General features: G+C 30.6%; 12 protein-coding genes. 3 read left to right on the top strand and 9 right to left on the bottom strand.

Going from position 1 to position 11696, the window contains the following annotated elements:
• Positions 1 to 91: 91 nt before the first annotated feature.
• Positions 92 to 1039, bottom strand: a complete 948-nt coding sequence (gene menA, locus V6137_RS08220; RefSeq protein ID WP_425447428.1) for a 1,4-dihydroxy-2-naphthoate polyprenyltransferase — start codon at positions 1037 to 1039, stop codon at positions 92 to 94.
• A 275-nt stretch (positions 1040 to 1314) separates the two neighbouring features.
• Between menA and V6137_RS08215 the strand changes: the two genes are divergently transcribed.
• Positions 1315 to 1860 carry a GNAT family N-acetyltransferase gene (locus V6137_RS08215; protein ID WP_425447427.1) on the top strand — a complete coding sequence of 182 codons (546 nt, stop codon included), beginning with the start codon at positions 1315 to 1317 and terminating at the stop codon, positions 1858 to 1860.
• 119 nt (positions 1861 to 1979) lie between these two features.
• Here V6137_RS08215 and V6137_RS08210 read toward each other — a convergent pair whose 3' ends face one another.
• From V6137_RS08210 to V6137_RS08180, 7 genes are all read right to left on the bottom strand, one after another.
• Positions 1980 to 2852 (bottom strand): DUF4097 family beta strand repeat-containing protein, encoded by an 873-nt coding sequence (locus tag V6137_RS08210; protein ID WP_425447426.1) that lies wholly within the window; start codon positions 2850 to 2852, stop codon positions 1980 to 1982.
• Positions 2845 to 3432: an HAAS signaling domain-containing protein gene (locus tag V6137_RS08205; RefSeq protein WP_425447425.1), complete on the bottom strand. Its 588-nt coding sequence runs from the start codon at positions 3430 to 3432 to the stop codon at positions 2845 to 2847. Before V6137_RS08205 ends, V6137_RS08210 begins: the two co-directional genes overlap by 8 nt.
• Positions 3425 to 3748 carry a PadR family transcriptional regulator gene (locus V6137_RS08200; protein ID WP_425447424.1) on the bottom strand — a complete coding sequence of 108 codons (324 nt, stop codon included), beginning with the start codon at positions 3746 to 3748 and terminating at the stop codon, positions 3425 to 3427. The genes V6137_RS08205 and V6137_RS08200 overlap by 8 nt, the downstream gene beginning before the upstream one ends.
• Positions 3749 to 3969: 221 nt before the next feature.
• Complete coding sequence (locus V6137_RS08195; RefSeq protein WP_425447423.1) at positions 3970 to 6135, bottom strand: DNA topoisomerase III; 2166 nt, start codon at positions 6133 to 6135, stop codon at positions 3970 to 3972.
• Between the two features lie 376 nt (positions 6136 to 6511).
• Positions 6512 to 7369, bottom strand: coding sequence for a 4Fe-4S binding protein (locus tag V6137_RS08190; RefSeq protein WP_425447422.1), 858 nt, complete (start codon positions 7367 to 7369; stop codon positions 6512 to 6514).
• A complete protein-coding gene (locus V6137_RS08185; protein WP_425447421.1) occupies positions 7362 to 7499 on the bottom strand; it encodes a CD1871A family CXXC motif-containing protein in 138 nt (45 codons plus the stop codon). The genes V6137_RS08190 and V6137_RS08185 overlap by 8 nt, the downstream gene beginning before the upstream one ends.
• 184 nt (positions 7500 to 7683) lie before the next feature.
• Positions 7684 to 8766, bottom strand: coding sequence for a TlpA family protein disulfide reductase (locus tag V6137_RS08180; protein ID WP_425447420.1), 1083 nt, complete (start codon positions 8764 to 8766; stop codon positions 7684 to 7686).
• 166 nt (positions 8767 to 8932) lie between these two features.
• Between V6137_RS08180 and V6137_RS08175 the strand changes: the two genes are divergently transcribed.
• Positions 8933 to 10252, top strand: coding sequence for a DUF2254 domain-containing protein (locus V6137_RS08175; protein ID WP_425447419.1), 1320 nt, complete (start codon positions 8933 to 8935; stop codon positions 10250 to 10252).
• Positions 10253 to 10488: 236 nt separating this feature from the next.
• On the opposite strand, the gene V6137_RS08170 is transcribed toward V6137_RS08175, so the two are convergent.
• Positions 10489 to 10743, bottom strand: a complete 255-nt coding sequence (locus V6137_RS08170) for a hypothetical protein (protein ID WP_425447418.1) — start codon at positions 10741 to 10743, stop codon at positions 10489 to 10491.
• Between the two features lie 91 nt (positions 10744 to 10834).
• On the opposite strand from V6137_RS08170, the gene V6137_RS08165 reads away from it, so the two are divergent.
• Positions 10835 to 11677, top strand: a complete 843-nt coding sequence (locus V6137_RS08165) for a radical SAM protein (RefSeq protein WP_425447417.1) — start codon at positions 10835 to 10837, stop codon at positions 11675 to 11677.
• Positions 11678 to 11696 lie beyond the last annotated feature (19 nt).

Raw genomic sequence — 11696 nt, 5'->3', positions numbered from 1 at the left:
ATATAGAGAAACGGCTCCCATTTCCGATTACTTTGTTTAGACATACTTGAAAGGCAGACTAAGGTCATGGACATATCGACTTATTTTAATTTTATTTAAATATAATAGCAATAGTTATTGTAATTATATAGATTATATTTATTATTATAAAGTTTTTAACTGCTAAGATAAAGGTATCTTTTTTTGTCTGTTTTTGATAAAAACTTTTGATATTTTTATTAACCGGTATGAAGGTCAACAGGGATATTAATGAAATTATTGGTATAACCCTTAGTACTATTAGAGTCAAAATAATGATAAATATTATATAATATAATATCTTAAATACCAATAGCCCCTTATCTTTTCCTATATATACTGGCAATGTGTATCTATTATTTAAAATATCATCTTCAATATCACAGAGATTATTGGCAAGCATAATATTTGATATACCCAATACCGTTGGCACTGAAATCAAGAGAATATACACAACTTCCTTAATATCTATACTAAGGTTAACAAATCCCCATAGATAGGCTAAATTAACTATATTACTATCATATACATGTATATAAACTGATAAAAATACTATTACAAAGCCCATAAAAAATCCAGAAAATATTTCTCCAAAGGGTGTCCTTGATATAGGAACTGGTCCAAAGGAGTATAGTATACCAACCGCAAAGGATATACCCCCTATTATTAGTACTAAAATATTTGTATTTATAAACAATAATATACCTAGTAACATGGCAACCATTAATAAAATAATTATTGTAGAAACAACTACTTTTTCCGGCAATCTATATTTTACCACTGCATTATGACTTTCATAATTATATCCATGGGTTTTTTCTGCCTTTTTATAATCCATATAATTGTTTATAGCTGTTGTTGACATGTCAATAGATACTAGGGATATAAGCATTATAATAAAATTCCCTAAGTTAAATTTATTAAATCTATAAAGAGAGTAAACAGTTCCCAGTGTGAATGGAATTATACTTGCTACCTTTGTTTGTATCTCTACTAATTTTAAAAAACTACTTAATGTCATTTGTACCTCCAAATCTAAAATATTATTTTTATGATAACCCCATTTATATCTTATCATATTTTGAAATAATATGGCTAAAGATGTCTTATTTTGCATAGAAAAACATATAAATTTAATAGAATTTGTTTATAAAAAAATAGCTTTTAGTTATTGTATTTTACTTTGTTGTACTGTATAATTATTCTATATTCTTAGACTGTTTTAGGAGGGATGTCACGGAAGAGGTTTGTTAATTTTTTACAACAAAAAAAATCTATAATTATTACGAGGTGAACATGATAAGATTAAGTTTTTTCGATAACAACAAAGACATTTTAACTTTTAAATCACAAATGTGGGATTTGATCTCTTTATGTGATAAGGATTTTTTCCCTACCCTTTCCTCTAGAGAAAATAGTAAGAACGGTCCTATTAAGTATTTTGAAAGTCTATTTTCTCCCAATGCCAGATATGTCTTAGCCCTTGTTGAGGATAAGGTAGTAGGTTTTTCAGTGTTTTTTCATAACTACTATGAAGATTTAATATCTGATTACACACCTTGCAACTATATTAAAATAGCCTGTGTGCATCCAGATTATCGAGGTCTAAGGATAGCTACAATGTTTAATACTTTTATCGAGGAGCAACTTCCCCAAAACTTGGTTCTTCCCTATATCGTAAGAAGAACTTGGTCAGCTAATACTCCCCAGTTAAAACTTCTTAATAGATTTGGATATAAGCTTATTCATAAGTTTGATAATGACAGGGGAAATAATGTTAGTACAGTATATTTTGCTAAGCCTATTTTAGCTGAATCTTCTATTGGAAAATGCATAAGTTAGTTTAGAACAAAGGCGCCGTTGGCGCTTCTTTGTTCTGTGCAGAGTGCAATGTGCAGAGAGCAGGGAATTGGTGATTTACACACAACTATTTACAGTCCCTTTTCTTTTAATAAAGTACCCTAATTATAATTAACCTCCACGTCCCCCGATGTAGCATCTATATTTATATCATTATCACTATCTCCCACTTGACCTTCTAAGTGATCATCATCTATATCTCCCTTTAGTGTAACCGGTATATCTGTCTCTATTTCTCCAGATGTGGTATCTATAGCAAAATTAAATTTAGAATCCTTTGGAAGAAGTAGCTCCACATTTCCTGAAGTAGTCTCGATTTTCATATCGTTATTAAACTTTTTATATTCAATATTTATATCTCCAGATATGGATTCTAGATTTAAATCTCCAATATATTCCTCTAAATCCACTTCTCCAGATGTGGTGTCTATTGTTGATTTCACTGTTTCCATTTCTATACCTGATATATCTCCCGATGTTGAGTCTAAGTAGAAGTTATTTACCTTTATCCTAGATATTTCTATATCTCCTGATGTTGTATTTATTTTTAAGTCCTCTTCATATTTTTCAGGTATATAAACATCTAATTTAACATCACCACTAACAAAACCAAATCCTATATTTATAACATTCTTTCTATTTATATCTATATTTATATTACTTCCCTTTTCTTCTGCTACTAACTTAGGTATTAAGGATGTATACCCTCCTTTAACAGTTCCATAAAAATGAGCTTTAACCTCGCTTTCATTTGTAGATATAACATTTATATCTGTACTTGTTGTATCTATATATATTTCATCTATGTTCTCTATATCAAATATTTTTTCTTCATCGATATTATGGGTTTCCATTCCTATGTCTATAACATCATTAAATGCTAATAAAAAATATGCTCCCAATAATAAAAAGGATATTCCTACTATTGCTGTTAATATCAATACAATCTTTTTAACGTTTATGTTTTTATTCACTTTTTCCCCTCCTATTACTGATAATATCTAAGTTTGTATTTAAATACTTAACTGTACCCTTAAAAAACCATTTAGCTAAATATATGCTACCTATGGTGGACAAAATGCCTAAGGCTGTAGTTCCTACCCCACCAACTATCCCTATAAAGGGATTTACACTCATAGAAACTATGTTCTTAAGTATCGGTTCTAAAATGGTACTAATAATAGCTAATCCTCCAGCTAATACTACTGCTACTGATGATGCAATAAGGGCTAAGATTACTGCTCCAAATGATAAAAGTAGTGGCCCTACAATCATCAGATTTAAAAGACTTAGTCCCATTACAGCTAAAATAGCTTTAAAAATATTTCTTGTGGAAGTATTATTACTAGCTTCCTCTAATATACTACTTACTTTTATCTGTTTAGCTATCTTTTTAGGATTTCCCAAGGATTTTGATATTTCCTCTTCACTTCTTCCATCCTTTAGCCCAATATCAAAATGTTCTCGATAATCGAATAAGACATCTTCCCGTTCTTCCTTTGATATATCCTTTAACTCTTTAGATAAACTTTGTAGAAATTTTTCTTTATTCATTCTGCTCTCCCCCTCTCAACAATTCATTTACTCCCTTAGTAAAGGTATACCACTCCTCTTGTAATTCCTTTTTAGTTTCTTTTCCCAATTCAGTTAATTTATAATATTTTCTGGGTGGTCCCTCTTGGGATTCTTGTAAGTAAGTAGTAACATATCCCCCTTTTTTTAGTCTTCTAAGCAAGGGATAAATAGTTCCTTCAGAAATAGAAATAGCATTGGATAGTTCATTAATTAGCTCATATCCATAACATTCTTTCTCATTTAATATCGATAGTACACATAGCTCTAAAACCCCTTTTTTAAATTGTATATTCATAATATCTCATTCCTTTTTTATAGTATTATTTATCGTTATATATATAATAACATACAGTACCTTTTAACGCAAGGTACTGTATTAAATTTTTTACCTCCGAAGAACAAGATCACCTTTGGTGCTTCTTTGTTCTGTGCAGGATGCAAGGTGCAGAGAGCAGAGAATTGGTGAGTCCATAAACATATACAGGGATTCAATATATTGAATCCCTGTACTTATTTTTAATCTATTTTAATATTAGCTAGGGCATCTGCCAGTGCTGAGTTTATAGGTTTATCATCTTGCTTTTTAAGATATTTTCTTGCTTCTTTTTTAGACATTTTATTTTTTTGCTTTTTCTTTCTCTTTTCAAATGAAGAAAGTTTTTCCCTATGGCCACATTTACATGCAAATATTTTTCCTTCCCCTTCACCTCTAAGCTCCATTTTCTTATGACAGTTGGGACATCTGGCATTGGTCTTCTTTGCTATTCCCTTTCTGTATCCACATTCCCTATCCTGACAGATAAGCATTGTCCCCTTATTATTTTTTATCTTTAGCATAAATTTCCCACACTCAGGGCATTTATTTCTAGTTAAATTATCATGTTTAAACTTTCTATCACTTTTTTTAATATCCCCTACAACTTCCTTGGCATACTTTGTCATTTCATTTACAAATGAGTTTTTATTAAGCTTACCCTTTGATATATCTGATAGTTTCTGTTCCCACTTAGCAGTTAACTCTGGGGACTTTAAACCCTCTGGTACTAAGTCTAAAAGCTGTTTCCCTTTAGAAGTTATATATATTTTTTTACCCTTTTTCTCTATTAAAAAGCTTTTAAATAGTTTCTCTATAATATCTGCCCTGGTTGCTACGGTTCCAAGGCCACCGGTATTTCCAATGGTTTTAACTAAACTTTTATCGTTACTTTTCATATATCTTGTAGGATTTTCCATAGCTGAAAGTAAGGTTCCTTCATTAAAGGGTTCTGGAGGATTAGTCTCTCCTTTAGTACTTTCTATATTTGATATAGATATGATGTCACCTTTTTTAAGAGTAAAAACTTTACTATCCACATCACTATCTGTATCTTTATTATCATATAATTCTTTCCATCCCTTAGATAAAACCCTTTTTCCACTGGATATAAATATTTCATCTTCTATTTTAGCTTTTAGTGTAATCTTTTCATATTCAAAAGGTTTATATAATACTGATAAAAACCTTTTAATAACAAGATCATATATTTTTCTTTCCTTATTGCTTAAATCCGATAATATTACAGTTTCCTCTGTTGGTATAATAGCATGATGGTCTGAAACCTTATTATTATCAACAAAGGATTTATTGGCTTTTATTTTCCCCTTAAGAATTTCTCCAGTAATACTTCTATACCCTTTAAGTCCACATGCCTTTACCCTATCCTTTAATGTATCAACCATATCCGTTGTAATATATCTTGAATCAGTTCTTGGATAGGTTAAAATCTTATGTCTTTCATATAGATTTTGCATAATAGATAGGGTTTCTTTGGCCGAAAAATCAAATATCCTGTTAGCATCTCTTTGTAGTTCTGTTAAATCATAAAGCTTTGGGGAATAGCTTTTTTTACGGGATTTATTTATAGCTAGAATTTCCCCTTTTTTATCTTTTATCTTAGATACTATTCTATCCCTTTTTTCTTTATTAAATGTTTTAGTGTCCCTAGTTCCACTGTCCTGCCAAGTAAGCTGTAGTCCGTCTCCCTTTAACTTTATGCCATAAAAGGCCTTGGGTTTAAAATTCTTAATTTCCTCTTCCCTCTTATAAATCATAGATAATGTGGGACTTTGAACCCTACCACAGGAAAGCTGGGCATTATATTTACATGTTAAAGCCCTAGTAGCATTTATACCAACTATCCAGTCTGCTTCAGCCCTGGCAACCGCTGAATGGTATAGATTTTCATATTCCCTACCATCTTTTAATTTTTTAAATCCATCCCTTATGGCCTTATCTGTTACAGATGAAATCCAAAGTCTTTTTATTGGCCTTTTCACATTTGCCTTTTCTATTATCCACCTTGCAACCAATTCTCCTTCTCGCCCTGCATCTGTGGCTATTATAATTTCTTTTATATCTTTTCTCTTCATTAAATTTTTAACTGTATAAAATTGTTTTTTACTTCTCTTTATAACCTCTAGTTTCATATTAGAAGGTAACATTGGTAAATCTTCTAGATTCCAAGATTTATATTTTTGATTATATTTTTCAGGTTCCGCTAAAGTAACTAAATGACCCAGTCCCCATGTGACTATATACTTTTGTCCTTCTATATATCCATTGTTTTTTCTATTACATTTTAGTACTCTAGCCAAATCCCTTCCCACTGAAGGCTTTTCAGCTAAAACTATTGATTTCTTCATCAAAACATCCTTTCAAAATAACTGACTTTATTGTTATATATTTTACTTCCTTTATTAGATTATATACTTTTGTAGGATTTAATTAAAGAACAAAGACGACTTTGTCGCTTCTTTGTTCTGTGCAGAGTGCAGGGGGTAAACCCATAAATATATGTAGAACTTCAATATATTGAAGCCCTATTATGTTAAATAGTGTATTTTTCAATAGACTGTGGGATTACGAATCCCCCAGCAACTAAATTTTATTATTATACCCTACTGTATGGCCCTAAGATTGTCCTGAATATATTCAGGACCTACATATAGATATTTAGACAAGTAAAGGAAGCAGAAATGGGATAGCTCCCGTTTTTGCTTCCTTTGTCTGTACTCTGACCTAAGCCAGTTCCTTAAGTTTATTTTTAGTTACTATTCCTTTTTTAAGGGCCTTACTAGGACAAGCTTTAACACAATCTCCACACCTTATACATTCCCCACTATTTGGGTTTTCATTAACCTTTATATCTACTTTACAAGTATTTAAACATACTCCACAGTCATTACAAAATTCTTTATCTAACTGCAGTCTGTAGAAGCTTACTTTATTAAAAAATGAATAAAATGCTCCTAATGGACATAAATACCTACAAAAGACCCTATATATAAAAATTGATGAAACTACTATTATTATTAATATAGATAGTTTCCATGTAAACAAAAATCCCAAACCATCTTTTAATGTCTCATTTAAAAGTATCAATGGAACTCCCCCCTCAAGGGTTCCAGCGGGACATATATATTTACAAAAGAAGGGATCACTCATTCCCAGATCATCTTGAAAAATAAAGGGTAATAATAATACAAAGGTAAATAATATCACATATTTTAAGTATTTTAATATATTATTTATCTTTGTAGGAACCTTAACTTTTTTAAGTGGTACCTTATGAATTAAGTCTTGAATAAATCCAAAGGGACAAAGCCACCCACAGATAAACCTTCCAAATATTACCCCAACTAAAGACATAAAACCTAATACATAAAGGGAAAAATTATATTTCATGCTACCTATAACAGCTTGAATTGAGCCTATGGGACATGAGCCCAAAGCTCCAGGACAAGAATAACAATTTAGCCCTGGAACACAAAATTTCTTGGAAACTCCTTTGTATATCTTACCATTAAAAAAACCTTTTATATATCCATTTGTAGTAAGCGTAGCTATCAGCTGAACTAAATGTCTTTTACTAACCAATACCTATACACTCCAAACATATATTAACAGCTTTTTTTAAAACCGTTTCCCCTTCTCCTCTAGTGATACCTACAACTATCAAACCTATACTACAAATGGATATACCGTATCTTAATAATCTACCTTTCATCCAATCCCCCTCTACTTATTTCAATTGACAGTTGAGAATGGACAATTGAAGGTGATTTTACTCACTATGTTCGTAAAATATTATATTTTAAATGGGCTTTGTCCCATTTATACCTTAATTGTCCACTGTCAATTGTCCATTCTCAATTATAATAAGTAACTTTGCAATACACTGTAAATAATATTTATTTTTCAATACTCTCTAATGTTTCCATAATAATTTCTTCATATTCTTCTTTACTTCTAGAGCCTGTAATTACTTTTCCTACTATTTTTCCATCCCCATCAACGAAGAATGAGGTTGGAAAACCTGCTATTGATTTTACTAAATTGGTTCTTATGTATTCATCGGGAATTAGATTGGTAAATGTCACCTTCTTAGTTTCAATTATTTTGTTAGCCGTAGCTTTAAGCTCTTCTATTCTTTTAACTGTTTCTTCATCATCTCCTACAGGGATATCTCCTATAATACCTAATATCTTAACCCCTTTACTTCCTAACCCTTGATGTAAAGCCTCTAGATCTGGCATCTCTTTTATACAGGGTCCACAGAATGTTCCCCAAATATTTACCATTGTTAACTTATTATCTTTAAAAATATCACTGCTTACTTCATTTCCATCTAGGTCTTTCACTTTAAAGTCAAGATTTTTTAATCCAGTTATTGCATCTTGGGCTGTAATTGGTTTAGAAGCTATAGTTGACTTTCTTACATTTTCTAAATCATCGTATAGGGATTTATACATTTTTTTTGCCTCTTCAGATAATCCTTCGTCATCATATTCATCATAGGAAAAATAAAATACTAACCCATCTATGGTATCAATTTTTTCATTGTGCCTTTTACCTGTAAGGTCTGATAGTTTCTCATCATCGGGCAATTTATCCTCTCTAATAATTACATAACTAAATAAATCCTTAACTTTAGAGAAAACCTCTGTTAGTTTCTTCCTTCTTTCATCTTCGTCTTTAACATTTTCTTTTATGTCATTATACTCATTAATAAGCTCATTTGAAATAAATCCATAATCGAGGCCTCCATATATTGGCTCTTTTTCATTTTCTGGATCTCCTAGTCCCCCTAATGTTAAATTATCATCGGCATTATCCCAAACATCCCCCATTTTAAACTCTAATCCTAAATCTTGATACTTCTTATAACCTAACTCTTTTTTCTCTTCCTCTGATAAAGTATCTTTACTACCTCCACAAGCGGCTAATGACAATATCATTATTATTGATAATAATATAGCTACTATCCTTTTCATAATCTTCCCCCTTTAAATTATTTAAACATAGTATTATTTTACCATATTATTATTTTATTGTACAAGTTTTGTAATTATGAACAATTTTACAATAGATTTATGAGTAAATATATGAAAATATAGTAAAAATAAATATATTAAGCTTCATAAATGGTAGGTGGTTATTATGTTCAAAAAACTTATATTTAAATTAAAAAACAAAATATGGTTTGTTCCAGGATATTATAGTTTATTATCATCAATTTTAGCAGCCATATCAATAATCATAGATAATAAGTATATATATAATTTTCAGGGAGTGATTCCTAGCCTTCTTATGACTAGGGTAGATTTAGCGGAAACGATATTATCAACATTGGCAGCTGCTCTATTAACCATGATGACAATAACTTTTTCCACAATAATGGTTGTTTTAACTACATATTCCTCTCAGTTTTCCCCAAGAACACTGGAAGACTTTATAAACGACAGAACAACATTAAGATTTTTAGGAATTTTTATGGGGGGATTTATATATTGTATACTGGGTTTATCATTTATCAAAAATAATGATAATGATAAGTTAGTTCTGTCATCAGGAATAAGTGTAATAATAGCCATTATTTGCTTAAGCTTTTTTGTATATTTTATACATCATATCTCCATTTCAATTCAAGTAAATAGATTAATAGATAGGCTTGGTGAAGATATATTGAAATTGGTAAAGAAAATAGAAACCTCTAATAATTCCGACGATAGAATACAGAGTGAGCCCCCTAAAAACATTGATAAACTTAATGAAAATAAACGGATAGCCATATTTTCAGAAAAGGTTGGATATATCCAGCTAATCGACGACATAGGACTACTAAATCTAGCCATAAATAAAAATGTTTTAATAAGGGTTGAAAAGATGGTTGGAGATTATGTAACAACAAATAGTAATATTATATCTATATGGAATAACAAAGGAAATATTGATGAAAAGGAATTTTTGAAATATATTACCTTAGGAAGTCAGCGAAATATGCTATGGGACATAGAATTTGGACTCCAAAAAATAGTAGAGGTGGCTTTAAAGGCTCTATCCCCCGGAATAAATGATCCTAACACCGCTATTAAATGTATTTATAAGCTAGGAATGATACTAACTAAAATAGGGGGAGCTAATCTAGAGAATACATATTATTATGGTGAAGACGGTAGACTTAGGCTTATCTTTGAAGATAAATCCTTTAATCAGTTGTTGTATAAGACCTTTTATCAGCTTAGACACTATAGTTCCAGTGATGTATCGGTTATGAGTTCAATGTTAGATGCCCTTATATTAATTGCCCAAGAAAATAAAAAGCCCCTTAAAGACAAAGTCTGGGACTTTAGTGGATATATAATAGGAGGTTTTAAGTCCGATGTATTAGAACCCCTTGATAAAGATTATATAAATAGCAAAATAAGAAGGCTGGCCTATTTAACTGGAAATCTTGGAGCTGTTAAATACATTGAATAAAACAATTGTAGATTTTAAATTATAAATTATAAATTAAAAGATAAAGAGGCTTGGGTTCCCAAGCCTTTCTTGCTGGGAAATGAATTCCCCTCTACTTATTTGAATTGACAGTTGAGAATGGACAATTGACAATTGAAGGTGGTTTTACCCACTATGTTAATAAAATATTATATTACAAATGGCCTTACCCCATTTGTACCTTAATTGTCCCCTGTCAATTGTCCATTCATTGTCTATTAATTACTTTCATCTGGTACCCTTGTTAATATTATTCCTCCAATAATAAATAAAACTATTATGCTAAGTACACCATAATTTGACTTTCCTGTGATTTGTGTTACTAAGGCTAATAATGATGGACCCATAATTGCTGCAAACTTACCAAATATATTATAAAATCCGATGGCCGTTATTATGGTAAAATATTCTGATACTTTTTCTTTAGTGCTACTGGCACAAGTTAAATAAGGGTTTTTATGCACTGTAATCATAGTAACCCCTTATATTTTATGTTAACATTAAAAACACAAAGTCAACTGGGATATTATAAATTCTAGAACAATCAATAAATGAGGTGATCATGTGTATTTTGATAATGGAGAAGGCAATGTTTATAGACCACCTAGTGAAGCCGATAGTTTTATACTAAGGGTCACAATAGGATGTTCCCATAATGAATGTACCTTTTGCAGTATGTATAAAGATGTTAACTTTCGCATAAGACCAATGGATGAAATTATTGCACAAATAAATAGGGCAAAGGAATATAAAGAACATATAAGAAAGGTTTTTCTAGCCGATGGTGATGCCCTTGTTTTAAGTACAGATAAACTTATTAAGATTATTAGCATTTTAAATGACACATTTCCAAATTTATCATATATAAGCTGTTATGCTAGTACTCAAAATATAAATAAAAAAACTACTGATGATTTAATACAGTTAAATAAATTAGGCCTTAAGATGATCTATTTAGGAGTAGAAAGTGGTGATGACAGAATACTAGCTGATGTAAATAAAAAAACTACTTCATTAGAAATTTTAAATGCCAGTAAAAAAGTCCTTAATGCTAATATTAAGCTTACTACGATGGTTATCATTGGTCTAGGAGGAAAAACTAGAAGCAGGGAAAATGCAATAAATACTGGAAAATTAATAAGTGATATTAATCCATCTGCCCTAGGGGTTTTAACCCTTGTTGTTCCACCAAAGACCCCTATGGCAAATGATGTAGCCTGGGGAAAATTTAAACCCCTCTCTCCTATGGAAACCTTATCTGAATTAAAGGAATTAGTTGAAAACCTTAATTTAGATAATCCTTGTATATTTAGTAGTACCCATATATCAAATCAACTACCCTTAACTGGTTTATTACCTAGAGATAAACATAAAATTTTAGGGGAAATAAACAATATTTTATATTAGATGGGGGGACTCTAATTCC

The sequence above is a fragment of the Dethiothermospora halolimnae genome, from assembly GCF_037577855.1.
Classification (GTDB): Bacteria; Bacillota; Clostridia; order Tissierellales; family VENL01; genus Dethiothermospora; species Dethiothermospora halolimnae.
The sequence above is the reverse complement of the archived record's forward strand: the minus strand, read 5'-3'. Positions and strand labels throughout refer to the sequence as shown.

Bases quoted from the DNA above. Each gene is read 5' to 3' on its own strand.
- V6137_RS08185 (WP_425447421.1), bottom strand. From the start codon at position 7,499: ATGAAAGGTAGATTATTAAGATACGGTATATCCATTTGTAGTATAGGT.
- V6137_RS08215 (WP_425447427.1), top strand. From the start codon at position 1,315: ATGATAAGATTAAGTTTTTTCGATAACAACAAAGACATTTTAACTTTT.
- V6137_RS08170 (WP_425447418.1), bottom strand. From the start codon at position 10,743: ATGATTACAGTGCATAAAAACCCTTATTTAACTTGTGCCAGTAGCACT.
- V6137_RS08175 (WP_425447419.1), top strand. From the start codon at position 8,933: ATGTTCAAAAAACTTATATTTAAATTAAAAAACAAAATATGGTTTGTT.
- menA (WP_425447428.1), bottom strand. From the start codon at position 1,039: ATGACATTAAGTAGTTTTTTAAAATTAGTAGAGATACAAACAAAGGTA.
- V6137_RS08200 (WP_425447424.1), bottom strand. From the start codon at position 3,748: ATGAATATACAATTTAAAAAAGGGGTTTTAGAGCTATGTGTACTATCG.
- V6137_RS08195 (WP_425447423.1), bottom strand. From the start codon at position 6,135: ATGAAGAAATCAATAGTTTTAGCTGAAAAGCCTTCAGTGGGAAGGGAT.
- V6137_RS08205 (WP_425447425.1), bottom strand. From the start codon at position 3,432: ATGAATAAAGAAAAATTTCTACAAAGTTTATCTAAAGAGTTAAAGGAT.
- V6137_RS08180 (WP_425447420.1), bottom strand. From the start codon at position 8,766: ATGAAAAGGATAGTAGCTATATTATTATCAATAATAATGATATTGTCA.